Source organism: Synechococcus sp. A15-62, from assembly GCF_014280075.1.
GTDB lineage: Bacteria > Cyanobacteriota > Cyanobacteriia > PCC-6307 > Cyanobiaceae > Parasynechococcus.
The window spans coordinates 1,014,732-1,038,414 of sequence record NZ_CP047950.1 but is presented as its reverse complement, the minus strand read 5'-3'; the positions used below and the strand labels follow the sequence as shown (position 1 = coordinate 1,038,414).

Sequence of the window (23,683 nt, the reverse complement as noted above, 5' to 3'; positions counted from 1 at the left end):
GAACGGGCAGGCACAGAATGGAACTTTGCCACGCAGTTCTGAACCTTCCGTTCTCCGGTCCCCCACTCGACCATTGGACCCTCCCCAACGGAGTGCTCTGCGTGACGGCCGACATGCCGGATGCACCCCTGACCTGTCTTGATCTGTGGTGCCGTGCCGGCAGTGCCAGTGAGCAGCCAGGGGAAGAGGGCATGGCCCATTTCCTCGAACACATGGTGTTCAAGGGAAGTGAGCATCTGGAGGCTGGGGCGTTCGACGAGGCCATCGAAGCTCTGGGGGGCAGCAGCAATGCCGCCACTGGCTTTGATGACGTTCACTTCCACGTATTGGCACCACCGGATCGAGCCCGCGAAGCGTTGGATCTGTTGTTGGAACTGGTGTTACAACCAAGCCTCGAGGCTGACGGGTTCCACACGGAACGTGGGGTGGTGCTTGAAGAGATCGCCCAATACGCCGATCAACCCAATGAGCAGGTGCTGCAACTGCTGTTGAGCAAGGGCTGTGACCAGCACCCCTACGGCCGACCCATCCTGGGGACACCCCGCAGCCTGAAGAGCATGACGCCCGAGGCCATGCGGGCGTTTCATCAGCGGCAGTACCGCGGTTCCAACTGCTGCCTGGCGATAGCGGGCCCGCCATCCACTGAGCTGCGCAGTGCCCCGGGGTCCTCGGCTCTGGCGGGCCTCCTGGATGCCACAGATCCGTCTTCAGCGTCATTACCCCTGAGCGTGCGTCCTGGACGCGAGAGCGTTGTTGTGGACCGGCTCGAATCCGCCCGACTGCTGATGCTCTGGGAAGCACCCCCAGCCAAGGATCAGGCAGGCGTGATGGCAGCTGATCTCGCCACAACCCTTCTGGGGGAAGGGCGACGCAGCCGTCTCGTGAACCGCTTGAGGGAGGAACTGCAGATCGTTGAAAGTGTGTCGATGGACCTTTCGGTTCTGGAGCAGGGAAGCCTGATCACTCTGGAGGTGATCTGCCCCGACGAGCATCTGGAGGCGGTGGAAGACGAGGTGAACCGGCAGCTGCATGCCATGGCAGATGAGCTGGTCAGCGATCAGGAGCTGAAACGGGGCCAGCAGCTGGTGAGCAACGGACTGCGCTATGCCTTGGAATCGACGGGCCAGGTGTCTGGGCTCAGCGCCAGCCAGACCCTCTGGGATCGACAGCAGGATCTGCTCCACCCCCTGGCCTTCCTGTTGCCATGGACGGCCGAGCGGCTTCGCTCAGACCTGTTTCCAAGGCTTCAACCCGAACAGGCATTTGTGCTGACCGCCCAAGCCAAGACGAAAAACGGATGAGCAACCCCGAACTGCTGATCGAACCGGTCTCCAGCCCGGGGATTCTGGCCGCGAAACTGCTGCTTCCCTTCGGCAGCGCCGACGACCCTGCCGGAACACGGGGCGCCCATGACCTGCTGGCATCCCTGCTCAGCCGCGGCTGTGGACAACACAACCACGTGGACCTGGCGGACCTTGTTGAGGGATGCGGAGCTGGTCTGCGCTGCGATGCCCAGGAGGACGCCCTTGTGCTGAGCCTGCGCTGCACGGTGGAAGACGCAGGGCAGCTCCTGCCCCTGTTGGCACAGATGGTTCGTTCTCCCCAACTTGAGCCTGGCCAGGTGACCCTTGAGCGTTCGCTCACGATTCAGGCCTTGCAACGCCAACGAGAGGACCCCTTCCATTGCGCCACGACCGGTTGGAGACAACTGGTCTACGGCAACGGGGGCTACGGCCACGACCCCATGGGCATCGCTGAGGAGCTGGTTGATCTGGATCGGAACGCACTGCGCCCGCTGGCCGAACGGCTCCCGCGGGCATCGAGCATTCTCGCCCTGGCGGGCAGCGTCCCGCCACAAATCATCGAGACGATTGGCTCGCTTGAGGACTTTTGCGACTGGCCTCAGGGGAGCAGCAACGATCCCTCAGGACGCCGCCCCTATGCCGAAGCGGTTGGGACCGAGACGATCCAACTTGAACCGATGGACACCGAACAGGTGGTTCTGATGCTTGGGCAGGCGACGCTGGGGCATGGCCACCCGGATGAACTGGCGCTGCGTCTGTTGCAGTGCCACCTGGGGGTGGGCATGTCGAGCCTGCTGTTCCAACGCCTGCGGGAAGACCATGGCGTGGCCTACGACGTGGCCGCGCACTTCCCTGCCTTGGCGGGGCCAGCGCCGTTTGTGCTGATGGCCTCCAGTGTGGAGGAGCGCTCAGAGCTCGCTCTTGAGTTGCTGCTGAACATCTGGGATGAGCTGAGTGAGCAACCTCTCAGTGAAGCCGCTCTCGAGCTCGCACGGGCCAAGTACATCGGCCAGCTCGCGCAGGGGCTGCAGACCTGCTCCCAACGGGCGGAGCGACGGGTTCAGCTGAAGGCCCAGGGTCTGCCCGACGATCATGACCAACGCTGTGTGGAGGCTCTCGCGGGTCTGACACCCACGGATGTGCGCCAGGCCGCCCAACGTTGGCTGGGGGAACCACAACTCAGCCTGTGCGGAACCTCCGCCGCACTGGAGCAGCTCGGCCGGCGCTGGCGGCGCCGCGCCACTGCTTAGTCCGCCTCAGCGGCATCAACCGGATCCAGCCGGTCGAGGGGGATCAGGAACGTACCCCGGCGAAAACGCACGGCAACCGTCTCCATTGGATGAAGCGCAACCACCTCGCCCACTTCACCGGCCGCCACCAGATCCGGTGGTCGCAGCATCGGCATCGGATCCGCCGACTTGAGGTAAGGAAGCTGCTGCGACAGGCGCAGCTGATCACCAATCGATACCGTCATCTGAACTGGGCAGGATCTGCATTCTCGAGCAGGATGGACCGAGTTGAGCGAATGCTGTGAGGGCTCTCGCCTACTGGTGTGGTGCCCTGGCGGGTCTGCTGGCCATCCTCATCGGTGGCCTGGTGCCGGCCGCTTTGCTCCTGCCTGCACCCGAGCCGGTCCTTCTCCCCCTGCCGGTCACCTGGCAGGTGCCAGCGCTGCTTCTCTGCGCCATGGTCAGTGGCCCGCGCGCCGGCGTGATGGCCGCTGTTGGCTATCTGAGCCTGGGTTTGTTCAGTCTGCCGGTGTTCCATGGCGGTGGCGGGCTGAGCTACGTGCTGGAACCGGGTTTCGGCTATCTGGCGGGCTTCGTGCCCGCGGCCTGGCTCACCGGTCGTCTGGCACAGCAGGACGGCATGGATGACCTGCCCAGACAGTCGCTCTGCGCCCTTGGAGGACTGTTCCTTCTCCAGATCTGCGGAGTGCTGAATCTCGCCCTCGGGGCACTTCTGGGGCGATGGAACCTTGGCTTCCCCGAGCTGCTGATGCAATTTTCGTTCGGTCCGCTGCCGGCTCAGATGTTGCTCTGCATCGGTGCTGGTTTTCTCTCGGTGGTGTTGCGCCGGTTGTTGATCATCGAGCCATGACGAGACCACTTCCGCGTCGCTCAACCCTGCTGATTGCCCTGCTCATCGTGGTGGTGGATCAGCTGAGCAAGGCGGCGGCCTCCAGTGCTTTGCAAAGGGGCCAATCCCTGCCCCTGCTGCCTCATCTGCTGTCGCTGCAATTGGTTCACAACACCGGCGCAGCCTTCAGTGTTCTGCAGGGCTCCACTGCACTGCTTGGGCTGCTCAGCTTGGGGGTGGGCATCGGGCTGATCCTGTGGATCTGGCGTGAGCGGGTGCTGCCCTTCTGGCAGGCCCTCGCCGCTGCTGCGCTTCTGGGCGGCACCGTGGGCAATGGGATTGACCGTTGGCGCCTGGGTCATGTGGTGGATTTTCTTGCGCTCGAACCGATCGATTTCCCGATCTTCAACGCTGCGGACGTCGCCATCAATCTCGCAGTGCTCTGCTTTGCCATCGACCTATGGACCCGCCGGGATGACAGCAGCCTTCGTGACAACAGCCGTGGCTGAACCAAAATTGCCCTGAGGCTGGTGTGACGCAGGCATGAAACGCCAAACCCGGTTGGTCATCGGTCTCGCCGTTGCCTTTATGGCTCTCGTGCTGATCGGCGTTGCCGTTCAGACCATCCGCAGCCTGCTTTGGGATCTGAGTTACTTCCTGCCTCCCTGGTTGCTCACGCCGGTGCTGCTGCTGGGGCTCGTGCTGTTGGCCACTGTTGCGGTGCAGGTGGGTTGGCCGATGTGGAAACGTCTGAAATCGCGCCCCGCCCAACGCCAACCTCAACCCACCGCCGCTCCCCGGAATCGCCGGGATGCTGCGTCCACCAGCCTTGGCCACGTGGATCGTCTGATCGAACGCATCCAGGACGACATCAGTCGCCGCAGCCTTCAGAAGGAACGTGACCGGGTCGCTGAGGAGCTGAAGCGAGGCGATCTGGTGGTTGTGGTGTTCGGCACTGGATCCAGCGGCAAGACATCGCTGATCCGCGCCTTGCTCAAAGAAATGGTCGGCGATGTGGGAGCGCCCATGGGCGTGACCAAAACCAGCCGCGCCTACCGCCTGCGTTTGAAAGGTCTGGAGCGTGGACTTCAGCTCGTGGACACCCCAGGAATCTTGGAAGCCGGAGACGAAGGCCTCAGCCGGGAGGAAACAGCCCGTCGTCGGGCGGTTCGCGCCGATCTGTTGATCGTGGTGGTGGACGGAGACCTCCGAGCCTCGGAATACGCCGTCGTGACGTCGCTCGCCGGGCTCGGCAAACGGCTGCTCCTGGTGCTGAACAAGCGGGATTTACGCGGGGTCGAGGAGGAGAAAAGGCTCCTGCAGGTGCTTCGCTCCCGTTGCCAGGGACAGCTCAACCCTGCTGATGTGGTGGCCTGCAGTGCCTCCCCTCAATCGATTCCTCAACCCGGGCGTCGCCCGCTGCAGCCGCTGCCTGACGTCAGCGATCTGCTGCAGCGCCTCGCCGTTGTACTGCACGCCGAGGGGGAGGAATTGATTGCCGACAACATCCTTTTGCAGTGCCGATCCCTCGACAACCGTGGGCGCGACCTGTTGAACGAGCAGCGGTCTCGGGAAGCCAAACGCTGCATTGACCGCTACAGCTGGATGGGGGCGGGGATTGTCGCTGCCAACCCGCTGCCAGGGGTGGATCTGTTGAGCACCGCAGCGGTGAATGCCCAGATGATCCTGGAGATGGCCAAGATCTACGGGGTTGAGATGTCCCGTGATCGCGCCAAGGATTTAGCCCTGTCCCTTGGACAAACCTTGGGCAAGCTGGGCATCGTCAAAGGAGCGATGAGCTTGCTGGGCACCAGCCTGAGCCTGAGCTTGCCCACTTTGGTGCTGGGGCAGGTGCTCCAGGGGGTGGTGACCGCATGGCTCACCCGCATCGCCGGAAGCAGTTTCATGCGCTACTTCGAGCAGGACCAGGACTGGGGTGACGGCGGCATGCAGACCGTGGTGCAACAGGCCTTTGAGCTCAACCGACGGGAACTCTCCCTGCAGCGGTTTCTGGCCAGTGCCATGCGGCAAGTGGTTGAACCGCTTCAGCATTCGGCGGCGGGACGTCTTCCACCCCAGCCAGAGCCTCAGCAGGAGGGGGAAGCATCGGCCCCCGGGCATCCAGAACGGTGATCAGGAGCAGATAGAGCACACCAATCGCCACGGAGATCGCCCCGGTGACGATGGCAACCCAGCGTGAACCCTGCTGCTGTTCCGGCATGGGAGCGTCTCAAACGATGGCGATTTTGAACGATCAGGCTGGAACCAACGATTGATTCAGTCGTTCCGACAAGTCGCTGAGGTGCTGAGCCGTGGTGTGGGGGTTTCCAAAAACCGCCTTGAGGCAGAAACGATCCCCGTAGAAGGGTCGCGACAGCATGTAGCCGTGAGACAGCAGCATTTGCCGGGTGTCTTCACTCCAACGGCCGGCTGCAGCAACCTCCCCGTGTCTGGGATGGAAGGCCAGCAGGTGCAGGTCACCCGCCAACAAAGTGAACTTCTCTGGATCCAAGTGGGCTGCGAAGGCGGTTCGCCGTTGCAACGCGCTGCTGAGCGTCGCATCGATGCCTGCCTCGCCCAACTGACGCAGACCCAGCCAAAGCTTGAGGATCTCCGCAGGTCGGGTGCCCTGCAAGCCGATCTCCCCGCCGTGATCCATCCCCTTGGGCGCCTCCATGTAGGGCAATCCTGTGGAAAAGGCCTGACGGAGACGGGTTCGATCCCGCAGCAACAGCAGGGATGACGCCTTGGTGATGCCCAGCAATTTCTGAGGATTCAGCGTGATCGAATCGGCCAGTTCCATGCCATCCATCAGCGAAGAGTGGGTGGAACTCAGTGCGAAAACACCTCCGATGGCGGCATCTACATGCAGCCAGACCTCGGCATCACGGCAGAGGGTTGCCAGATCCGAGAGAGGATCGATGGCTCCGCGCACCGTGGTGCCGGCCGTGGCCACCACCGCCAGACACGGCCGCCCCTCCGCTTCCAGGGACCTCAAACGCTCGGCCAAAGCCTCGAGGCAAAGGCCTCCGTCTGTGGCCACGGGAAGCGTCTGGAGCGCATCGTCCGCCAGCCCCATCACCTTTGCGGCCTTGTTGATCGAGACGTGGGCGTCTTGACTGCACAGCAGCACAGGATCCCGATGGGTGGACCCCAACGCCGCCCGTGCCGCCACCAAGGCCATGAGATTGCTCAGGGTCCCGCCGCTGGCCAGCACCCCTCCGGAACCGGAGGGCAAGCCAATCCTGTGGCAGAACCAACGGCAGAGGTCATGTTCCAGGCCGGTCAGACCAGGCGAAAGCTCCTCGGCAAGAAGGTTGTTGTTGAGACCTGCACAGACCAATTCCGCCGCGATGGACGCTGTAAGCGGGGGCGGATCAAGATGGGCCAGAGCACCGGGATGGGACGGCTGATACGCCCCGTCCATCACCTGCTGAAGGTCGCTAAGCAGCGATTCAACGCTGGCCCCCTGAGCCCCCGGGGCCACGTCAGGCAAGGGGCGCATGACGGGGACCGGGCTTGATCGATCAGCGGAGCCGATCCAACGGCAGAGCAGATCTGAACTGCGATGCAGGAAGTCCATCAGCACCGGGTCTGTAGCCGAGGGGATGGCGAACGGAGCAAGCCGATCCGGTGGGTGCTGAGACTCGGAACAGGCTTGCAACGGAGACCCGTGAACTGCAGTGATCTTCGCGTCTCGTGGGATGGTGCTCAAAGGACAACGTTGGACAGCGGTGGATCAGCGGGTTGAGATCACGCGCTGGATGGACGTCCTGCTCCAGCGTGCGGAGGAGGCTGGATTGGAAGGAGAGGTGCCGGTGGCCGCTGTGATCCTGGATGGACAGGGGCGAGCCATCGGCCATGGACGCAACCGTCGCCAGAACAACAGGGATCCCCTCGGGCATGCCGAACTGGTGGCCTTGCAACAGGCAGCGATCGTTCAGAACGACTGGAGATTCAACAACTGCACCCTGATCGTCACCCTCGAACCCTGCCCCATGTGTGCGGGTGCCTTGGTGCAGGCCCGTATGGGAACAGTGGTGTTTGCGGCGTCAGATCCCAAGCGCGGTGGTCTGGGGGGGAGCCTTGATCTCTCCACCCATGCCAGTGCCCATCACCACATGAAGGTGATTCAGGGCGTGCGCGGGCCGGAGGCGAGGGAGCAGCTGGAGCGCTGGTTCAGGCAGCGGCGGCGACGGAACCGCTGAAGCGAGGCAGCTCTGTCTCAAACAGGTTGAGCAGACGGTTCACGTTTTCAGGGCTGGAGTTGTATCCCATCAGGCCAATCCGCCAGATTTTGCCGGCCAGGGTGCCGAGTCCACCACCTACTTCAATGCCGTGGTTGTTGAGCAGGTGCTGGCTGAAGGCCTTGCCATCCACACCGTCAGGAATGCGAACCGTGGTGAGGGTGGGGAGTCGGCGCTCGGCCGGCACGTGCATCGAAAGGCCCAGACTTTCTAGCCCGTTCCAGAGCATCTCAGCATTGCTGCGATGGCGTGCCCAGGCCTGGTCGAGACCTTCTTCAGCCAACAGCCGCAGGGCCTCACGCATGCCGAAGTTCATGTTAACCGGCGCGGTGTGGTGGTAGACGCGGTCACTGCCCCAGTACTGGTTCAGCAAGGAGACGTCCAGATACCAGTTGGGAACCTTGCCCTGACGCGCTGTCATCTTGGCTTCGGCACGGGGACCCATGGTGAAGGGTCCGAGACCTGGAGGGCAGCTCAGGCCCTTCTGGCTGCAGCTGTAGGCGAGATCGACTTTCCACTCATCGATGTAGAGCGGCACACCCCCCAGAGAGGTGACGGTGTCGAGCAGCAGAAGGCAATCATGCTTCCGGCAGAGGTCGCCGATGCCCTCCACGGGTTGACAGACACCCGTTGAGGTTTCGGCATGAACCATCGCCAGGATGGCCGGTTTGTGCTCAATCAGGGCAGCTTCCAGCTCATCGAGAGAAAACCACTCACCCCAGGGCTTCTCAATGGTTTTCACCTCAGCGCGGTAGCGGCCGGCCATGTCAGCCAGACGCAGACCGAAGTACCCCTTCACCGCCACCAGAACGGTGTCTCCAGGCTCGACGGTGTTGGCGATGGTTGCCTCCATGGCAGCACTGCCGGTGCCGCTCATAGGAAGTGTGAGGCGGTTGTCGGTCTGCCAGGCGTAACGCAGCAGTTCCTGCACCTCACCCATCAGATCCACATAGAGAGGATCAAGGTGACCAATCGGAGTTCTCGACAGAGCCTTCAGAACCGTTGGATGGGCGTTGGAGGGGCCTGGTCCAAGCAGGAGGCGGTCGGGTGTGCCGATCGGTGCAAAGGCTTTGCGGTGACGATCGTCAACGGGAAGGAGTGAGTTCGTCGTCGCCAAAGCCCTGATCATTGGTTCGAAGTGTTGAGCCTACGCAGTCACGCCCCATTGGAGGGGTGGGAATGGGTCGATTGCAATCTGTTCAAATCCTGCGCTCAACCTTCAGGCTCAGCGCTGACGCACGTTGGTTTCGCCGAGCCCCTTGGCCAGGTGGTCAAACGGCTGAAGAACGGTGGCGAGCTGATCGGACGCAGCGCCGTTGGCCATAAGCATCTCGGCAACAACTTCTCCGAGCAGAACGATGCTGCGGACCGTTGGGCCGGTGGGAACCCCGAGGCTCTTGTAGGTGTCGTCGAGCCCGTTCAGCACACGCTCATTGAGGATCGTGGAGTCACCGGCCACCAGGGCGTAGCTGGCGTAACGCAGGAAATAGTCCATATCCCGCAGGCAGGCGGCGAGCCGGCGGGTTGTGTAGGCGTTGCCACCGGGCAGCAGCAGGTCGGGTTCATCCCGGAACAGGCGCTGGCTGGCCTCACGCACAATCTCGGCGGAGGAACCGTTGATCAGCTCAACGGCCTGAATCCGCAGCGTGGATTCATCCAGATACGCATTGATGCTGTCGATCGCCGGACGATCGAAATAACGACCCAGTTGGTCGTAGCGACCGATCAGACCGCTGATTGCATCGCGCATGTCCCTGAATCTCCAGAGGATCCCCAGCGGAAGCTAACACCGTTGAGGCGGGCAGATCCTTTGGCATGCCTGCATTTCAGCCAAGTTGACAGAAACGGTTACGCAGCCACCCTCTGGCGCCTGAAACGTACCTCTTGATACAAAATGGTGTCTTGTGGCTATATACGGTCACATCACTGCACAATTCAGTCGAGCAGTCCTTTCTTATGTCGAAATCCCCCCAGGACGTCCTGCGCCAAATCAAGGACGAAGGCATCGAACTGATCGACCTCAAATTCACCGATCTGCACGGCAAGTGGCAGCACCTGACGGTCTGCACCGATCTTCTGGAGGAAGAATCCTTCACTGAGGGCCTTGCTTTTGACGGCTCATCCATCCGCGGCTGGAAGGGCATCCAGGCCTCCGACATGGCCATGGTGCCGGACGCAAATACGGCCTGGGTGGATCCCTTCTACCGGCACAAAACCCTGAGCATGATCTGCTCGATTCAGGAGCCACGCACTGGCCAGCCCTACGAGCGCTGCCCCCGTGCCCTGGCCCAGCGGGCTCTGAATCACCTGGCCAGCACCGGTCTGGCCGACATGGCCTTCTTTGGCCCTGAGCCCGAGTTCTTCCTCTTCGACGACGTCCGCTACAACTCGGCTGAAGGTGGCTCCTTCTACAGCGTTGACACCATCGAAGCAGCCTGGAACACCGGACGGATCGAGGAAGGCGGCAACCTCGCTTACAAGATTCAAGAGAAGGAGGGCTACTTCCCCGTAGCTCCCAACGACACCGCTCAGGACATCCGCTCCGAGATGCTCCTACTGATGGGTCAGCTGGGCATCCCCACGGAGAAGCACCACCACGAGGTGGCCGGCGCGGGCCAGCACGAACTCGGCATGAAATTTGCTGAGCTGATCCAGGCCGCCGACAACGTGATGACGTACAAGTACGTCGTGCGCAACGTGGCCAAGAAATACGGCAAGACAGCCACCTTCATGCCCAAGCCGGTCTTCAACGACAACGGCACCGGTATGCACGTGCACCAGAGCCTCTGGAAGGGCGGACAGCCCCTGTTCTTCGGCGAAGGCACCTACGCGAACCTTTCGCAGACGGCCCGCTGGTACATCGGCGGCATTCTCAAGCACGCCCCCGCCTTCCTGGCCTTCACCAACCCCACCACAAACAGCTACAAGCGTCTGGTGCCCGGCTTCGAAGCCCCGGTGAACCTCGTCTACTCCGAGGGCAACCGCTCGGCCGCCGTGCGGATCCCGCTCACTGGCCCGAGCCCGAAGGCCAAGCGCCTCGAGTTCCGTTCCGGCGACGCCCTCGCCAACCCCTATCTGGCCTTCAGCGCCATGATGATGGCCGGTCTGGACGGAATCAAGAACCAGATCGATCCAGGCGATGGCGAAGACCGCGACCTGTTTGAACTTCCGGCTGAAGAGCTCTCGAAGATCGCAACGGTTCCTGCATCACTCAACGGTGCCCTGGAAGCGCTGAATGCTGATCGCGGCTTCCTCACCGCTGGCGGCGTGTTCAGCGACGACTTCATCGACAACTGGATCGACCTGAAGTACGAGGAGGTGCAGCAGCTGCGCCAGCGGCCGCACCCCCACGAATTCACCATGTACTACGACGCCTGATCAGCGCCCGTACATCCCAAGACCCGCCTCTTTGGAGGCGGGTTTTTTTGTGGACTGCTGGCCACGCGATTGCGCGCCTCATTCGTTGGAATGGTGCTGTTGTCTGAATCTGCGATGGCGTCATCGCCCCTGAGCAAGCTTGCGTACCAAACGCTTCAGCAAGGCAAAAGCATCGCGGGCCTGGCCCACAAGGAGCTGAGCACCAAGCTGATGGAGCTGTTGGCGCCGGATGCGGTGCCGAAAACAGAGCCCGTGTCCGCCGAAGTTCTTGGAGAGCTCCGGCTCGACATGAACAAGCTGCAAGAACAGGACTGGCAAGACGCCGAACAGGGGATCTACCCCGAGCAGTTGTTGTTCGATGCACCTTGGCTCGACTGGGTCAGCCGCTACCCCCAGGTCTGGATGGACCTGCCCTCCACCTGGGATCGTCGTCGCGAACGAAATGTGCGGGATCTGCCCAAGCAGACCGACAAAGCGCTCTACCCCGAGTACTACCTCCAGAATTTTCACCATCAAACCGACGGCTACCTGAGTGACCACTCGGCTGGTCTTTACGACCTGCAGGTGGAGATCCTCTTCAATGGCACCGCCGATGCCATGCGACGCAGGGTTTTGGCTCCGCTGAAACGCGGCTTGAAGCACTTCGCAGACCGTGCTCCGGGTTCCCTCAAAATTCTCGATGTGGCCACCGGCACCGGTCGGACCCTGCAGCAGATCCGCGCTGCTGTGCCACATGCGCAGCTGATCGGAACCGATCTCTCCGAGTCGTACCTGCGTCAAGCCAATCGCTGGCTGAATGACGGCGATGCATCGCTGGTTCAGCTAATCCGTGCCAATGGCGAATCCCTGCCCTTGGCCGATGGATCGGTTCAAGCTGTCACCAGTGTGTTCCTGCTGCATGAACTGCCGGCGGAGGCCCGCCAGAACGTGCTGAACGAGGCCTGGCGCGTGCTCGAACCCGGCGGTGTTTTCGTGCTTGCCGACTCTGTGCAAATGGCTGATTCAGCCAAATTCGCCTCCGTGATGGAGAACTTCCGGCGGGTCTTCCATGAGCCCTATTACCGCGACTACATCGGCGACGACATCGACGCCCGCCTCGCAGCTTCAGGGTTCGAAGGCATCACCGCGGAAACCCATTTCATGACGCGGGTTTGGTCGGCACGCAAACCGATCGCGGAGGCCAGCTGAGAGGATTCCCTGACAACGTCCCTTGCGTGAACGGCTGCGAGCCATAGGGTATGCAGGATCTCGAAGGGAACTTCATGACCAATCCCTTCCGGCTGCGTTGGCTTCAGGGCTGGACATTCCAGGTGGTGCTGATGGAAGGCCATGTGCAGGTCGAAGCCCATGGTTTCGGTATCTGCCTGCGCACGGCCGTGATGCCGGGGGAAAGTCCCCATTCAGCTGCCGATCGTTTGGTGTTGTCTGAAGATCGACGCAGGCGAGCCCTGCACAATGCCTGGCTTCGCGGTCAGGACATGGCACAGCCCACAGGGGTTTCACCGACGAAGGAGGACGCACCGGCTTCCAATTCTCTGGTGGTGGTGGGCTAGGCCCATCGTCAACGGGTGGCCTGATCTTCTATTGCGTTCAAAGCTGCGCCAGCAACCAGGCCAAAGCAAAGCCTGCTCCACCGAAACGCAATGCTCTCCAGAAGCGCTCTCCAGACACTGGTGAGCTGGCCCAACCCACGGGCCATTGACTGATCAGATTTGCAGCAAGTTTGCGGCGCTGCACCCATCGCCGCGCCGCAACACCCGATAGGACATGGGCCTGACATTGCCCTTGCAACACCAACCGTGAAGCATGGTGCAACCAACGCAGTTCACGAACGCGTCGTTGGCCTTTGCGCTGTTCCACGCCGTTGCACCCACATCACCCGAAACTAGATCGATCTGCTGATTCAGGGATGACTTCATCCGACGCCCCATGGCCCGACTCCGCCACAGCCAAGGCGGAAGAACTGCACCAGTTGCTCCGCATCGGCGATCGCGACTGGCATCAGCTCAAGAGCAACCGACAGCGCCGTGGAGCTGAATTACTGGCAGCAGCAATGGTGCAACTGCTCAGTCAAGGAAACAGCGCCGACGTGGAGAACCTGACCCAACAGGCGCTCGGGTGGTTCAAAGGAGAGCTGAAGGATCCGGGCTGTCCGCGTCACTGACGGGCCGACGGCAGGCCAGCTGCAGGCGATTCCCCCGGCGGCTCCAGCGCACATCATCAAAACATTGATGGATCAGGAACAACCCACGGCCGCTGGGAGCATCGAGGGACGGCGGCAGGGTTGCTGTTCGGGACTGTTGTGGAAGGCCGCAACCCTCATCCTGAACCTGCCAGACCATCCAATTGGGTGTAAGGATGCGGCGAACACGAAGCTTCTTGGCGGGGTTCTCAGCGTTGCCATGGCGAACGGCATTGACCAGGGCTTCATGCAATCCCAGCTCAATCCGCTGACTGGTGAGCACACAACCGACGGGCTCAGTCAGCAGCTCCAGCAGAGGAGCCAGCTGCAGGGTCGACGGCAAGGTGAACTCAGCCCAGCGAAACCTCTTGGACGGCACAGTGGGGCCCGTTGACGTCGGTCTTTCGAACTTACCGTTGATGGGAAGCCCCGTCAGGATCTGCGGGCCACAAGCGCCGGATGATTCAACAGGGAATCCATCAGGCGAACGCCACGGAGCTGATTGATCAACGGCATGTGTCCCTCTGGAGCCTCGATGGACCAGGTGAAGGCACCGGGATAACGCGTCCAGACGCCATCGCATTTCCAACCAATCCGGGGCCAAAGGCGTTCGTAACGCCCATCAAGGGCTGACAGCAACTGGGACTGGGCTGTAAAGCCGAAGCGACCTTGGGAATACACCGTCCAGAGCCGATCAAGACTGACCAGATCAACGCCTGACATCGGCGCAACTTCTGTGAAGTAGACGTACCCGCGTTTCACGGCGGCATCACCGGCCAATTCGCGCAGACACTGGCTGGTGATGCGATCCGCCTCTTCAAAGTTCTGTTCGAGCAGCTCCTGCTGCAGCGGTCCGTAATCCAGGCCAACCCCGGAATCAGTGGTCAACCAGCCTTGATCGGTCGAAGCGATGAGCGCGGTGACTGCATCGGGCTGGTGGCTCTGCAACACCTGCAAGATCCAACCTGCAGCCCAGTCATCACCGGCGGGGTCGAAACCAGAGAGAAGGTCCGGGCCCACCCCAGCCAACTCCACGGCGCGGGTTTCGATCTGCTTGATCAGCGGACGTCGCTGGCGAGGTGTTCCCTTCGCGAAACGATCCAGCAGCTGATCAACGCTGAGTTTGGTAGCGGGTGTGGAACCGGAGAGCATGAGTCGCAACCGGCCCCAACTGGCTCGGTGTTGGCCACTATGTCAGGCATGGGCGAAACAGGTTCAATCGAGATTCAGCAGCTTCGCGAGCTGAAGGGTCCGCTGGTGGACGTTCGCAGCCCCGGTGAATTCGCGAAAGGCCACTGGCCTGGGGCCATCAACGTGCCTCTTTTCGACGATGAGGAACGTGCCGCAGTCGGCACCGCCTACAAGCAGCAGGGGCGCACTCCAGCAATGCACCTGGGGCTTGAACTCACCGGACCCAAGCTGAGCAGCCTGGCCGGTCAACTGGAAAGCCTTCGCTACCAGGGGGATCCACGGATTTACTGCTGGCGGGGCGGAATGCGTTCGGCCAGCGTGGCCTGGCTGGCCCAGCAGATCGATCTCAAGCCCAGGCTCCTTCAGGGGGGCTACAAGAGCTATCGGCGCTGGGCACAGAGCCGCTTTGAGCAAGCCTGGCCTCTTCGGGTGATGGGCGGACGCACGGGCACAGGGAAAACCGATCTGCTGTTGGCCATGGCGACTCGCGGTGCAGCCGTGGTGGATCTGGAAGGGCTGGCCAACCATCGCGGCAGCAGTTTCGGCGGGTTGGGCCTTCCGGATCAGCCCAGTACCGAGCACTACGAGAACCAACTGGCTGAGGTTCTGGATCAACACCAACGCCGTGGCGCCACGGCGATCTGGTTGGAAGCGGAAAGCATCCAGGTGGGCCGCTGCCGCATTCCCAAGCCCCTGTTCGATCAGATGCAAGAGGCGCCTGTGCTGGAGATTCAGCGCGACCTGACAGAACGGGTGAACCAATTGGTGCAGGTGTACGGCCACCAAGGGGGAGACGCCCTGGCTGAGGCGACCGAACGGATCAGTCGACGCCTGGGCCCCCAGCGCACCAAGGAAGCCCTCGAAGCCATTGCCAGGGAAGACTGGGCCAGCGCCTGCCGCGCAACGCTCGATTACTACGACCGCTGTTACGACCATGAACTGGCGCGATCGCCCAGACGCAACGCGATCGATCTCTCAGGGCTCAGCGCTGATCAAGCCGCCGAGACCTTGATCAACCGAGGGTTCGTTGAAATCCCCGATTAAGATCGCCCTCATCGATGGTTCGAGAACGACGTGAGCAAAGCAGCGATTCAGTTCTTTCGGGGAGTCAACGAGCCTGTGGTGCCTGACATCCGTCTGACCCGCAGCCGTGACGGCCGCACAGGGCAAGCCACCTTCCGTTTCGAACAGCCAGCTGCGATTGCGCCCGAAACCATGGGTGACATCACCGGAATGTGGATGGTGGATGAAGAAGGCGAAATGGTCACCCGGGAAGTGAATGGCAAATTCGTGAACGGCACCGCCAGTGCCCTTGAAGCCGTTTACTCATGGAAATCCGAACAGGACTTCGAACGGTTCATGCGTTTCGCCCAGCGCTACGCCGATGCCAATGGCTTGGGTTATTCACAAAGCCAGGATTCCGATCAGACTGAAGGGGCCAACGACCAACAAGCTTGAGACTGCCCCAGTGGCTGCTAATGACAGCGTTCGTTGCAGCCATCTTCCTGTTGTGGTCGCTGCGTGAGCTGCTGCTGCTGATCTTTGCAGCAGTGGTTCTGGCCATGGCTCTGTGCACGCTGGTCGGCATCCTTCGCGAGCGGCGGCCAATGCAAAGGCCTCTCGCACTGTTTCTCTGCATCGTTGGGTTGTTGTTGCTTGTAGCGGGTGCAGCTGGTGTTGTTGTCCCCCCGTTCCTCGAGGAATTTGCACTGCTGATGCAGAAGCTGCCCGAAGCGGGGCAGACCCTGATGCGACTTGGCCTCGGTTGGATCGACAACATCACTGAGGCCATTTACGGCGCTGATGCATTCCCCGACCTCGATGACCTGGGACTGAACGGTCCACGCCAACTCGTGCCCGACGGTTCATCACTCGCCGCTGGCCTGGGCAGTGGGGTGCTGGGCCTGCTCGGTTTGGCCGGCAACCTCGGCAACGGCGTTTTGCGCCTGTTGTTCGTGCTGGCGGTGGCTCTGATGATCAGCATTCAGCCCCAGGCCTATCGAAATGTTGGTCTGCAGTTGATTCCCTCCTTCTACCGACGCCGAGGGCGTCGGATCCTGGATCAGTGCGGTGCTGCCTTGAGCAGCTGGATGGTGGGTGTTTTGATCAGCTCCCTGGCCGTATTTGTGCTTTGCAGCATTGCGTTAACGCTGTTGGGCGTGAAGCTCGTTCTTGCCAATGCACTCCTTGCAGGGCTGTTGAACGTGATCCCCAATGTGGGACCCACCATGAGCACGATCTTCCCGATGGCGGTGGCCCTGTTGGATGCCCCCTGGAAGGCAGCTGCGGTGCTGGGTGCCTACGTGGTGATCCAGAACATCGAGAGTTACGTGATCACACCATCGGTGATGCACCACCAGGTGAAGCTGCTGCCCGGATTGACTCTTGCAGCTCAATTCCTTTTCACACTCCTGTTTGGTCCCCTCGGCCTGCTGATGGCGCTGCCGTTGGCGGTGGTTCTGCAGGTGATCATTCGTGAAGTGCTGATCCACGATGTCTTGGATCGTTGGAAACGCCTGGAGCCGGTTCAATGACAGCCGGCACCTTTCTTGTTGCACTCACCTTGGTGGTGCTGGTGCTGTTGCTCTGGCACCTGCGTTGGGTGCTGCTGGTGCTCTTCGGCGCCGTGGTGGTGGCCGTAGCCCTGGATGTGCTGATTGCGCAGGTTCAGAAGCGAACCCCACTGAAGCGCCCCCAGGCCCTGGCGGCCGTGCTGGGGATTTTGATCTTGACCGGTGGACTGCTGGGGCAGCTGCTGGTGCCGGAACTGATCAACCAGTTCCAGCAACTGGGTCGGGATCTCCCGCAGTTGGTCAACAAGGTGTCCGACCTGCTGAGCAATGAGCCTCGCCTGGCGCAACTGAATGACGCAGTGGGTGAGGGCCTCAACCTGAAAGGACTTCAGCCGTTGCTGGGGTTCGCAGGAGGTGCAGCCAATTCGCTGATTCAATTGTTCTTGATGGTGCTGCTCGCGATCCTGCTGGCCTTGGATCCAAACGCCCATCGGCGCATGGTGGTGGCCATGACGCCCCGACCCGCCCGGGAGCAGATGGAACATCTGCTGGATGAATGCCGGCAAGCCTTGGGGGGTTGGCTCAGTGGCATGACCCTCTCCGCCACCACCGTGTTTCTGCTCACCTGGGGAGGCCTTTTACTGATGAAGGCCCCCCTGGCCCTGTTGAGTGCCCTGGTCTGTGGCCTGCTCACGTTCGTGCCGACCATTGGTCCTACGGCGGCAACGTTGCTTCCCACGGGATTGGCCCTGTTGCAGTCGCCGCAATTGATGGTGTCGGTGCTGGTGTTCCGGCTGGTGCTGCAGAACCTGGAGGCTTTTCTGCTCACACCACTGCTGCTGCGCAAAACCGTAAATTTGCTGCCCACGGTGGCCTTAACGGCCCAGCTCAGCCTTGGTGCCCTCCTGGGGCTCCCGGGCGTGCTGCTGGCCCTTCCTTTGGTGGTGGTGCTTCAGGTGTTAATGCAGCGGGTGGTGGTGCAGCAGATCATGGACCGCTGGGCCTGACAATGCCCTCGAAAGATGTAACCCACGGAACATACTGTAGCAGGGGTCACACCTGAGACCCGCACTGTGTGAGTATTTTTACTGGGTCGTGAGAACGACGCGTCGAGCCTTGGGACTCTTGAGAGAGGGTCCCATTTTTTTCGACCGCATCAGAGCAGGTGACGTTTCTTTTTTTCGCTCGAATCACGCTCCCGCTCAACAGCCTGCCAATAGGCCGCAGAGACCGCCACCTCTTGACCACGCTCAATTTTGTTCAAGCGCGTCTTCAGAGCTTCCACCTCAGCACGCAAGCCGAAGACCACCTCGCTGAGACCAGGATTCAACTCCATGGAACCTGAGCAACCAAAGGTGTCGTAGCTCAGGCTTCCCAAGAACTGACGTTCATCGCGATACCGAAAAACCACCTCCAAGCCCTTCAATCCAATAGTGTGTCCAAGAGATCTTGAGACGAACAGGCTTGGACGTCATCTTCAATTTCTCCCGTTACGAGGAACTGAGGCAGGCTGTGATGCAGTTGGTTCGCGAGAATCTGGATCCTGAGTTGTTGCACGAGGAAGCCCACGACCTGTTCGAATCGTGGTGGGCCTCCACCCACAGCCAGGGTCAGTGGAATGCGGAGGTCAAACAACGCACCTGGGATTCGATCTGGCATGAATTCGGCAACAGCCCAAAGCGCTAACCGAAACGACGCCAGAGAGAGCCGGAACCAAGCAAGACCACCACAGCAAGCTGATGATGCCGAATGGCATAACCAAGACCTGTGAGGGTGAACTGATCACTGAGCAGCAGGACTTCGGTGCGCAGATCAGCGAGAGCCAGCAGGATCAACAGAATCGGGAACCAACGAGCTGGGACAGCACGGCGTCTCCGTTCTGATTCACCACTGGCATTAGTCACGGGAGCGGTCCCAAAGCGTGAGCAGCGACGGTGCCAGGGCAATGCTCGACCAGGAACCAACGACAACCCCGAGGGCGAGGGCGATCGCAAACCAATAGAGCGTTGCTCCACCGAAAAACACGAGCGCCAAGAGAGGCAGCAAGGTGGTTCCGCTGGTGTAGAGCGTGCGGGTCAATGTGGCGGAAACCGCTTGATCCACCTGCAGTGAGAGCGGCAGATCGGCGGCGTCCTTGCTGCGTTCGCGGATGCGATCGAAGACCACCACCGTGTCGTTTACCGAATACCCAGCAATCGTCAGCAGTGAAACCGCAAACAGGCTGTCCACCTCCAGCTGAAGCACAACTCCGAGCCAGGCAAAGACACCACAGACGATCGCCACGTCATGGGCCAGCGCCACCAGAGCAAGAAAGGCGTAGCGGCGGTCGTAGCGGAAGCTGATGTAGGCCGCAATACCGCCAAACGCCACCAACAGAGAGATCAGGCTGCTGCGCAGCAGTTGCTTGCCCAGGCTCGGCCCGATCGTGTCTACTGATTGACCACCGGAGAGGAACGGCCCTGCAACGGGTTCAACCGCCTCAATCACCGCTTGGCCCTGGGCAGCCGACAACGTTGGCAGGCGCAGCAACAATGACTGACCGCCATCCAGAAGCTGCACCCGGGGAGCGCCCAGGTTGGGGAGAGGTTGGCCCTCCTCCTGAGGCAGCTCCAGGCTGCGGATCACATCCGAGACATCAATCGCCTTGAGCTCAGCGCAGGCGTCATCACAACGGCGTTCCAGTTGGATCTGTGTGCCGCCGGTGAAATCCAGACCTGGACGGAGGGGAGCACGAATCGCAGGGTCCAACCAACTAAGCAACAAGCCCAACAGGCTGATCAGAACCACCAGACCAGAGATCAGCCACACCTTGCGGCGCATGCTGCTGAGGGACCAGCGCAGGCTGAGGACCGTGGCCGCTTGTGCCGATGACGAAGCTTCAGTCATGGTTCAGGCGGTGGGGGAAGAAAGTTGCCCGGTGGGCAGAAAATTGCTGGCACGACGCAGACCGGCGTAGCCCATCAGGAAACGAAGCAGGGTGCGGGTGCACGTCAGGGCCGTGAACAAACTCAGCAGAACACCAATGCCCAGGGTCGCGGCAAAGCCCTTGACCAGGCCGGTGCCGAGGAAGAACAGAGCTGCGCAGCTGATCAACGTGGTCAGGTGACCATCAACGATCGATGAGAAGGCTTCAGAGAAGCCTGTATCGATCGACCGGATCAAGGTGTTGCCCCGCCGTAATTCATCCTTGATCCGCTCAAAAATCAGAACATTGGCATCCACGGCCATGCCGATCGAGAGAATGAAACCAGCGATTCCCGGCAACGTGAGGGTGACCGGAATCAAGGCGTACACCGCCAGGTTGAACAGGGCATAAAGGCTCAGGGCCATCACGGCCACCGCCCCCGGCAGGCGATAGGCCACCACCATGAACACCGCAACCAGAGCCAGACCCGAGAGGGAAGCCACCAGGCTGCGGCGGATGTTCTCTGCTCCCAGCGTGGGCCCGATGGTGCGGACCTCGATCACTTCAACCGGGAGGGGCAGGGAGCCGCCCCGCAGCTTCACCTCCAGCTCACGGGCCGTTTCGGCGCTGAAATTGCCACTGATGGTGGCTGCTCCACCTGAGATTCCTGCGCTTTTGAATTGGGGGCCAACGCTGGCTGCACTGATTAGCTGATCGTCCAAGGTGATGGCCAGCAACCGGTCGGTACCGGCAATCGATTTGGTGAGATCAGCGAAGGCCTCAGCACCCTCACCATCGAAATTGAGGGTCACCTCCCAGTTGTTCGGATTGTTCTGGAGCGGTTGGCGGCCTGCTGTCACCAGCTGCTTGCCCGTCAGCGCTGCCGGCTCAAGCATCGTGAGCAGATCGGAATCAACTTTGTTCAGAAGCTGACGCAGCTGCTCCTCCTCTGAGCTGGCCTGGCCATCAAGACCCAGGGTCTGCTGGGTTGACTTCAGCTGATCCAGATCCAGAGGCTCCGGGGTCTCACCACGGCGGATCTGATCCTCACGCAACCTGAGGATCGCTTCCACCTGGGAACGGAGCTGTCTCAGCCCACGGAACTCAGCCTCGGTGTCGGCCTTTTGGGCACGAAACTCGAGCAGGGCCGTATCACCCAGAACCCGCGCGGCGGCGGTGGGATCCTGCTCGCCGGGGAGCTGCAACACCAGCTGCGACTCACCCACCGTCTGCAGGGTGGACTCAGCCACACCAAGACCGTTGACCCGACGATCGAGCACGGCTTTCACCGCTTCCATCTCTTCGGCGCCAACCCGGGTGATCTCGCCGGCTGGCTTCACTTCAACGGTGAGCTGACTGCCGCCCCGTAGATCGAGGCCCAGTTCCAGCGGCGTACGAACCAAAAACATCCCGGCGGCGATCGCCAGGGCAAGAACAAGGGCAAACCAACCCTGATAACGCGCCATCAACGTCAGATGCCCTTGTTGACCAACGCATTAGCCGCCTCAACGATCTGATGCGGCTGAATGATCGTGAGGTTCTCCAGGGAACCGTTGTAGGGGGTGGGGATGTCCTGACTGGAAAGACGCACAGGCCGGGCATCCAGGTCGTCGAAGCACTGCTCGGTGATCAGCGCAATCAACTCAGCCCCGATGCCGCCGGTCTTCATGCATTCCTCCACCACGATGACCTTGTTGGTCTTGCGGATGGAGCGGCTGATTGTCTCCATGTCGAAGGGCTTGAGGCTGATCAGATCGATCAGTTCAACGCTCACACCCTCTGCCTCCAGTTGCTCCACAGCCTTGAGGCAGTGATGACGCATCCGGGAGTAGGTGAGGATCGTCACATCGGTGCCTTCCTTCACCAGATCCGCCTGGTCGAGGGCACAGGTGTAGTCGCCTTCGGGGAGCTCCTCGCTGAGGTTGTACAGCAGAACGTGCTCGAAGAAGAGCACAGGATTGTTATCGCGAATCGCGGCCTTCATCAGGCCTTTGGCATTGGTGGGCGTGCTGCAGGCCACGATCTTGATGCCGGGAACGGCATGGAAGTAGGCCTCAAGCCGTTGGCTGTGCTCAGCGCCTAGCTGACGACCAACACCGCCTGGACCGCGCACCACGGTGGGAATGGTGAAGTTGCCCCCGCTGGTGTAGCGGAGCATCCCCATGTTGTTGGAGATCTGGTTGAAGGCCAGGAGCAGGAAGCCCATGTTCATGCCCTCAACGATCGGCCGGAGACCGGTCATCGCCGCACCAACCGCCATTCCGGTGAAGCCGTTCTCAGCAATTGGTGTGTCGAGCACCCTGAGATCGCCGTATTTCTCCGCCAGATCCTTGGTGACCTTGTAGCTGCCGCCGTAATGACCGACGTCCTCCCCCATCACGCAGACGTGGGGGTCTCTGCCCATCTCCTCGTCGATGGCTTCCCGAAGGGCGTTGAAGAGAAGTGTTCCTGCCACGGCGTCACAGTGATCCCGGCCTGTCCGGGTGGTGAGGCCAAGCTATCTCAGTCAGCGCAGGGTCAACCGCCGGCCGCGAAAGTGAACAGCAACAGCACTGAAAGGAGCATGGCCGGAGACAGCAGCAACGCCAGCTGGCCGAGGTCGTGGGGCGTCATCCGAACCCTGGCAATGAGCGGACGCTAGGCAGGGTTCTGATCGCGAGCCGTAAAGAGACTGCGAAGAAACACCAGGGTCAGGCCGAGGGCCACAAAAGCGGTGCTGAAGGTGGCCAGGAAGGACAAACCCACCAGCAGGGTCTTGAGGGTGACGGCGATGTTTTGGGCAATCGGCGAGCTGTAGTGCGGGGGATGAACGGCGAAGTACACCACCATCCGCCGACTCAACCCCAGGGCCAGCCAGGCCAAAAGCCCAGCCGTCAGGGCTCCAGAGAGAAAACTGAGCGGACCTTTGCGCGGATCCCGTGGTTCGGGGCTCTCTGGTGTGGGGACATCAGTCATGCCTCGATCCTCACGCCATCGCTGCGGAGGGCGCAAGACCAGGCCTTCAGGCCGGCGCGCTCCAGCTGAGGAGCAAGCTGATCCTGTGCCTGGCGGCACGACGCCAGATCGGAGAACAGCCCGAAGCAACTGGGTCCAGAACCGCTCATGGCCACCGCCAAGCTTTGGGGAACGCTGTTCAACAGATCGAGCGCCGAACGCACTGCAGCTGTTTCGGGCGCCACCACGTCCTGCAGGTCATTGCGCAAAGGAGGTGGCAGATCTCTACGCAATGGCTGGAGCCAATCAACGCTGCGCAACGCTTGCCGGCGTTGTTCAAAAGCCGCCTCATCAGCGAGGTAGTGGGATTGCTTGAGTTCGCGGCAACGCTTGTAAGCCCAGGGCGTTGAGACGCTCACCGTGGGGTCTTTGACCAAGAGCACCGCCAGGGGTTGGGGCGTTGGCGGCACGGCTTCCAGTTGTTCACCTCGCCCGAAGCAGAGCTGACATCCTCCGGCCACACAGAAAGGCATGTCGGAACCGAGCTCAGCGGCCATTCGCTCCAGATCCGCGGGGCTGTGGCCCAAGCCCCACAGAGCATTCAGACCAACCAGTGCCGCGGCGCCGTCGCTGGAGCCACCAGCCAGGCCAGCACCGATGGGGATGCGCTTCTCCAGATGAATTGACGCCCCCAATTCACTGAAACCCGAACGGTCCCGCAGCAACTGGGCGGCCCGGAGGATCAGGTTGTCGTCGCCGACGCTGAGGCTGGCGTCATCGCAGGTGAGGCTGAGTTGTGCATCGGCGGTGTTCTGAAAGCTCAGGCGATCCGCCAAGTCGATGCTCTGCATCACCATGGCCAGCTCATGGAAACCGTCCGAACGCAGCCCCAGGACCTCCAGGTGCAGGTTGACTTTGGCCGGGGCCGACACCGTGATCATGGTGGTTGT

The 23,683-nt window shown here is 61.4% G+C and carries 29 protein-coding genes; 15 read left to right on the top strand and 14 right to left on the bottom strand.

The window, feature by feature from the left end:
* The first annotated feature begins 17 nt into the window (after positions 1-17).
* On the top strand, positions 18-1,301 hold the full coding sequence (locus tag SynA1562_RS05855) for a pitrilysin family protein (RefSeq protein WP_186495135.1): 1,284 nt from the start codon (positions 18-20) through the stop codon (positions 1,299-1,301).
* Entirely contained in the window at positions 1,298-2,554 is a 1,257-nt protein-coding gene (locus SynA1562_RS05850; protein WP_186495134.1) for a pitrilysin family protein, read from the top strand. Before SynA1562_RS05855 ends, SynA1562_RS05850 begins: the two co-directional genes overlap by 4 nt.
* Here SynA1562_RS05850 and SynA1562_RS05845 read toward each other — a convergent pair.
* Positions 2,551-2,778: a DUF3148 domain-containing protein gene (locus SynA1562_RS05845; protein ID WP_186495133.1), complete on the bottom strand. Its 228-nt coding sequence runs from the start codon at positions 2,776-2,778 to the stop codon at positions 2,551-2,553. The two genes, SynA1562_RS05850 and SynA1562_RS05845, sit on opposite strands and share 4 nt — an antisense overlap.
* Positions 2,779-2,834: 56 nt before the next feature.
* Here SynA1562_RS05845 and SynA1562_RS05840 point away from each other — a divergent pair, with 56 nt between their 5' ends.
* Genes SynA1562_RS05840 through SynA1562_RS05830 form a run of 3 tightly spaced genes read left to right on the top strand, consistent with a single transcriptional unit; the run spans position 2,835 to position 5,516 of the window.
* Positions 2,835-3,404 carry a biotin transporter BioY gene (locus SynA1562_RS05840; protein WP_186495132.1) on the top strand — a complete coding sequence of 190 codons (570 nt, stop codon included), beginning with the start codon at positions 2,835-2,837 and terminating at the stop codon, positions 3,402-3,404.
* Positions 3,401-3,892, top strand: a complete 492-nt coding sequence (lspA, locus tag SynA1562_RS05835; protein WP_186495131.1) for a signal peptidase II — start codon at positions 3,401-3,403, stop codon at positions 3,890-3,892. The genes SynA1562_RS05840 and lspA overlap by 4 nt, the downstream gene beginning before the upstream one ends.
* Before the next feature lie 34 nt (positions 3,893-3,926).
* A complete protein-coding gene (locus SynA1562_RS05830) occupies positions 3,927-5,516 on the top strand; it encodes a YcjF family protein (RefSeq protein WP_186495130.1) in 1,590 nt (529 codons plus the stop codon).
* Between the two features lie 121 nt (positions 5,517-5,637).
* Here SynA1562_RS05830 and SynA1562_RS05825 read toward each other — a convergent pair whose 3' ends face one another.
* The gene (locus SynA1562_RS05825) at positions 5,638-7,047 is read right to left on the bottom strand and encodes an aminotransferase class V-fold PLP-dependent enzyme (RefSeq protein WP_186495129.1); all 1,410 of its coding nucleotides are present in this window, start codon (positions 7,045-7,047) and stop codon (positions 5,638-5,640) included.
* A 40-nt stretch (positions 7,048-7,087) separates the two neighbouring features.
* Between SynA1562_RS05825 and SynA1562_RS05820 the strand changes: the two genes are divergently transcribed.
* Entirely contained in the window at positions 7,088-7,591 is a 504-nt protein-coding gene (locus tag SynA1562_RS05820) for a nucleoside deaminase (protein ID WP_186495330.1), read from the top strand.
* Here the strand turns inward: SynA1562_RS05820 and SynA1562_RS05815 are convergent.
* Positions 7,563-8,759 (bottom strand): alanine--glyoxylate aminotransferase family protein, encoded by a 1,197-nt coding sequence (locus tag SynA1562_RS05815; RefSeq protein ID WP_186495128.1) that lies wholly within the window; start codon positions 8,757-8,759, stop codon positions 7,563-7,565. The genes SynA1562_RS05820 and SynA1562_RS05815 overlap by 29 nt on opposite strands.
* Positions 8,760-8,855: 96 nt before the next feature.
* Entirely contained in the window at positions 8,856-9,380 is a 525-nt protein-coding gene (locus SynA1562_RS05810; protein ID WP_186495127.1) for an allophycocyanin subunit beta, read from the bottom strand.
* Positions 9,381-9,586: 206 nt separating this feature from the next.
* Between SynA1562_RS05810 and glnA the strand changes: the two genes are divergently transcribed.
* From glnA to SynA1562_RS05795, 3 genes are all read left to right on the top strand, one after another.
* Entirely contained in the window at positions 9,587-11,008 is a 1,422-nt protein-coding gene (glnA, locus tag SynA1562_RS05805) for a type I glutamate--ammonia ligase (RefSeq protein WP_186495126.1), read from the top strand.
* A 114-nt stretch (positions 11,009-11,122) separates the two neighbouring features.
* Entirely contained in the window at positions 11,123-12,196 is a 1,074-nt protein-coding gene (locus SynA1562_RS05800; RefSeq protein ID WP_186495125.1) for a class I SAM-dependent methyltransferase, read from the top strand.
* Positions 12,197-12,270: 74 nt separating this feature from the next.
* On the top strand, positions 12,271-12,561 hold the full coding sequence (locus SynA1562_RS05795; RefSeq protein ID WP_186495124.1) for a copper-binding protein: 291 nt from the start codon (positions 12,271-12,273) through the stop codon (positions 12,559-12,561).
* Between the two features lie 37 nt (positions 12,562-12,598).
* On the opposite strand, the gene SynA1562_RS05790 is transcribed toward SynA1562_RS05795, so the two are convergent.
* Positions 12,599-12,868, bottom strand: coding sequence for a hypothetical protein (locus tag SynA1562_RS05790; RefSeq protein ID WP_186495123.1), 270 nt, complete (start codon positions 12,866-12,868; stop codon positions 12,599-12,601).
* A gap of 49 nt (positions 12,869-12,917) precedes the next feature.
* Here SynA1562_RS05790 and SynA1562_RS05785 point away from each other — a divergent pair, with 49 nt between their 5' ends.
* The gene (locus SynA1562_RS05785) at positions 12,918-13,172 is read left to right on the top strand and encodes a DUF6439 family protein (protein WP_186495122.1); all 255 of its coding nucleotides are present in this window, start codon (positions 12,918-12,920) and stop codon (positions 13,170-13,172) included.
* Here the strand turns inward: SynA1562_RS05785 and SynA1562_RS05780 are convergent.
* Together SynA1562_RS05780 and SynA1562_RS05775 are read right to left on the bottom strand one after the other, a co-directional pair.
* Complete coding sequence (locus SynA1562_RS05780; RefSeq protein ID WP_186495121.1) at positions 13,132-13,569, bottom strand: ATP-binding protein; 438 nt, start codon at positions 13,567-13,569, stop codon at positions 13,132-13,134. The genes SynA1562_RS05785 and SynA1562_RS05780 overlap by 41 nt on opposite strands.
* Before the next feature lie 53 nt (positions 13,570-13,622).
* On the bottom strand, positions 13,623-14,342 hold the full coding sequence (locus SynA1562_RS05775; RefSeq protein WP_186495120.1) for a GUN4 domain-containing protein: 720 nt from the start codon (positions 14,340-14,342) through the stop codon (positions 13,623-13,625).
* A gap of 39 nt (positions 14,343-14,381) precedes the next feature.
* On the opposite strand from SynA1562_RS05775, the gene mnmH reads away from it, so the two are divergent.
* The 4 genes from mnmH to SynA1562_RS05755 are packed head-to-tail and all read left to right on the top strand — an operon-like array spanning position 14,382 to position 17,901.
* Complete coding sequence (gene mnmH / locus SynA1562_RS05770) at positions 14,382-15,425, top strand: tRNA 2-selenouridine(34) synthase MnmH (RefSeq protein ID WP_186495329.1); 1,044 nt, start codon at positions 14,382-14,384, stop codon at positions 15,423-15,425.
* A gap of 30 nt (positions 15,426-15,455) precedes the next feature.
* Positions 15,456-15,839 (top strand): photosystem II reaction center protein Psb28, encoded by a 384-nt coding sequence (gene psb28, locus SynA1562_RS05765; protein WP_186495119.1) that lies wholly within the window; start codon positions 15,456-15,458, stop codon positions 15,837-15,839.
* Positions 15,836-16,915 carry an AI-2E family transporter gene (locus SynA1562_RS05760; RefSeq protein ID WP_186495118.1) on the top strand — a complete coding sequence of 360 codons (1,080 nt, stop codon included), beginning with the start codon at positions 15,836-15,838 and terminating at the stop codon, positions 16,913-16,915. Before psb28 ends, SynA1562_RS05760 begins: the two co-directional genes overlap by 4 nt.
* On the top strand, positions 16,912-17,901 hold the full coding sequence (locus SynA1562_RS05755; protein ID WP_186495117.1) for an AI-2E family transporter: 990 nt from the start codon (positions 16,912-16,914) through the stop codon (positions 17,899-17,901). The genes SynA1562_RS05760 and SynA1562_RS05755 overlap by 4 nt, the downstream gene beginning before the upstream one ends.
* A gap of 149 nt (positions 17,902-18,050) precedes the next feature.
* Here the strand turns inward: SynA1562_RS05755 and SynA1562_RS05750 are convergent, their stop codons facing one another.
* A complete protein-coding gene (locus SynA1562_RS05750; protein WP_186495116.1) occupies positions 18,051-18,311 on the bottom strand; it encodes a hypothetical protein in 261 nt (86 codons plus the stop codon).
* Between the two features lie 47 nt (positions 18,312-18,358).
* Between SynA1562_RS05750 and SynA1562_RS05745 the strand changes: the two genes are divergently transcribed.
* Entirely contained in the window at positions 18,359-18,580 is a 222-nt protein-coding gene (locus SynA1562_RS05745; protein ID WP_186495115.1) for a hypothetical protein, read from the top strand.
* On the opposite strand, the gene SynA1562_RS05740 is transcribed toward SynA1562_RS05745, so the two are convergent.
* From SynA1562_RS05740 to ispE, 6 genes are all read right to left on the bottom strand, one after another.
* Positions 18,577-18,729, bottom strand: coding sequence for a hypothetical protein (locus SynA1562_RS05740; RefSeq protein ID WP_370593265.1), 153 nt, complete (start codon positions 18,727-18,729; stop codon positions 18,577-18,579). The two genes, SynA1562_RS05745 and SynA1562_RS05740, sit on opposite strands and share 4 nt — an antisense overlap.
* A gap of 61 nt (positions 18,730-18,790) precedes the next feature.
* Positions 18,791-19,780: a protein translocase subunit SecF gene (gene secF, locus SynA1562_RS05735; RefSeq protein WP_186495113.1), complete on the bottom strand. Its 990-nt coding sequence runs from the start codon at positions 19,778-19,780 to the stop codon at positions 18,791-18,793.
* Between the two features lie 3 nt (positions 19,781-19,783).
* Positions 19,784-21,265: a protein translocase subunit SecD gene (secD, locus tag SynA1562_RS05730; RefSeq protein WP_186495112.1), complete on the bottom strand. Its 1,482-nt coding sequence runs from the start codon at positions 21,263-21,265 to the stop codon at positions 19,784-19,786.
* Positions 21,266-21,270: 5 nt separating this feature from the next.
* Positions 21,271-22,254 carry a pyruvate dehydrogenase complex E1 component subunit beta gene (locus tag SynA1562_RS05725; RefSeq protein ID WP_186495111.1) on the bottom strand — a complete coding sequence of 328 codons (984 nt, stop codon included), beginning with the start codon at positions 22,252-22,254 and terminating at the stop codon, positions 21,271-21,273.
* Between the two features lie 182 nt (positions 22,255-22,436).
* On the bottom strand, positions 22,437-22,754 hold the full coding sequence (locus SynA1562_RS05720; protein ID WP_011364165.1) for a DUF3082 domain-containing protein: 318 nt from the start codon (positions 22,752-22,754) through the stop codon (positions 22,437-22,439).
* Entirely contained in the window at positions 22,751-23,674 is a 924-nt protein-coding gene (ispE, locus tag SynA1562_RS05715; RefSeq protein WP_186495110.1) for a 4-(cytidine 5'-diphospho)-2-C-methyl-D-erythritol kinase, read from the bottom strand. The genes SynA1562_RS05720 and ispE overlap by 4 nt, the downstream gene beginning before the upstream one ends.
* Positions 23,675-23,683 lie beyond the last annotated feature (9 nt).

Excerpts from the sequence above, each read along its gene's own strand:
- SynA1562_RS05755 (WP_186495117.1), top strand. The coding sequence starts at position 16,912 with ATGACAGCCGGCACCTTTCTTGTTGCACTCACCTTGGTGGTGCTGGTG.
- mnmH (WP_186495329.1), top strand. The coding sequence starts at position 14,382 with ATGTCAGGCATGGGCGAAACAGGTTCAATCGAGATTCAGCAGCTTCGC.
- SynA1562_RS05795 (WP_186495124.1), top strand. The coding sequence starts at position 12,271 with ATGACCAATCCCTTCCGGCTGCGTTGGCTTCAGGGCTGGACATTCCAG.
- SynA1562_RS05845 (WP_186495133.1), bottom strand. The coding sequence starts at position 2,778 with ATGACGGTATCGATTGGTGATCAGCTGCGCCTGTCGCAGCAGCTTCCT.
- ispE (WP_186495110.1), bottom strand. The coding sequence starts at position 23,674 with ATGATCACGGTGTCGGCCCCGGCCAAAGTCAACCTGCACCTGGAGGTC.
- SynA1562_RS05810 (WP_186495127.1), bottom strand. The coding sequence starts at position 9,380 with ATGCGCGATGCAATCAGCGGTCTGATCGGTCGCTACGACCAACTGGGT.
- SynA1562_RS05855 (WP_186495135.1), top strand. The coding sequence starts at position 18 with ATGGAACTTTGCCACGCAGTTCTGAACCTTCCGTTCTCCGGTCCCCCA.
- lspA (WP_186495131.1), top strand. The coding sequence starts at position 3,401 with ATGACGAGACCACTTCCGCGTCGCTCAACCCTGCTGATTGCCCTGCTC.
- SynA1562_RS05830 (WP_186495130.1), top strand. The coding sequence starts at position 3,927 with ATGAAACGCCAAACCCGGTTGGTCATCGGTCTCGCCGTTGCCTTTATG.
- secF (WP_186495113.1), bottom strand. The coding sequence starts at position 19,780 with ATGACTGAAGCTTCGTCATCGGCACAAGCGGCCACGGTCCTCAGCCTG.
- SynA1562_RS05775 (WP_186495120.1), bottom strand. The coding sequence starts at position 14,342 with ATGCTCTCCGGTTCCACACCCGCTACCAAACTCAGCGTTGATCAGCTG.
- SynA1562_RS05720 (WP_011364165.1), bottom strand. The coding sequence starts at position 22,754 with ATGACTGATGTCCCCACACCAGAGAGCCCCGAACCACGGGATCCGCGC.
- glnA (WP_186495126.1), top strand. The coding sequence starts at position 9,587 with ATGTCGAAATCCCCCCAGGACGTCCTGCGCCAAATCAAGGACGAAGGC.
- SynA1562_RS05785 (WP_186495122.1), top strand. The coding sequence starts at position 12,918 with ATGACTTCATCCGACGCCCCATGGCCCGACTCCGCCACAGCCAAGGCG.
- SynA1562_RS05820 (WP_186495330.1), top strand. The coding sequence starts at position 7,088 with ATGGTGCTCAAAGGACAACGTTGGACAGCGGTGGATCAGCGGGTTGAG.
- SynA1562_RS05850 (WP_186495134.1), top strand. The coding sequence starts at position 1,298 with ATGAGCAACCCCGAACTGCTGATCGAACCGGTCTCCAGCCCGGGGATT.
- SynA1562_RS05815 (WP_186495128.1), bottom strand. The coding sequence starts at position 8,759 with ATGATCAGGGCTTTGGCGACGACGAACTCACTCCTTCCCGTTGACGAT.
- secD (WP_186495112.1), bottom strand. The coding sequence starts at position 21,265 with ATGGCGCGTTATCAGGGTTGGTTTGCCCTTGTTCTTGCCCTGGCGATC.
- SynA1562_RS05800 (WP_186495125.1), top strand. The coding sequence starts at position 11,123 with ATGGCGTCATCGCCCCTGAGCAAGCTTGCGTACCAAACGCTTCAGCAA.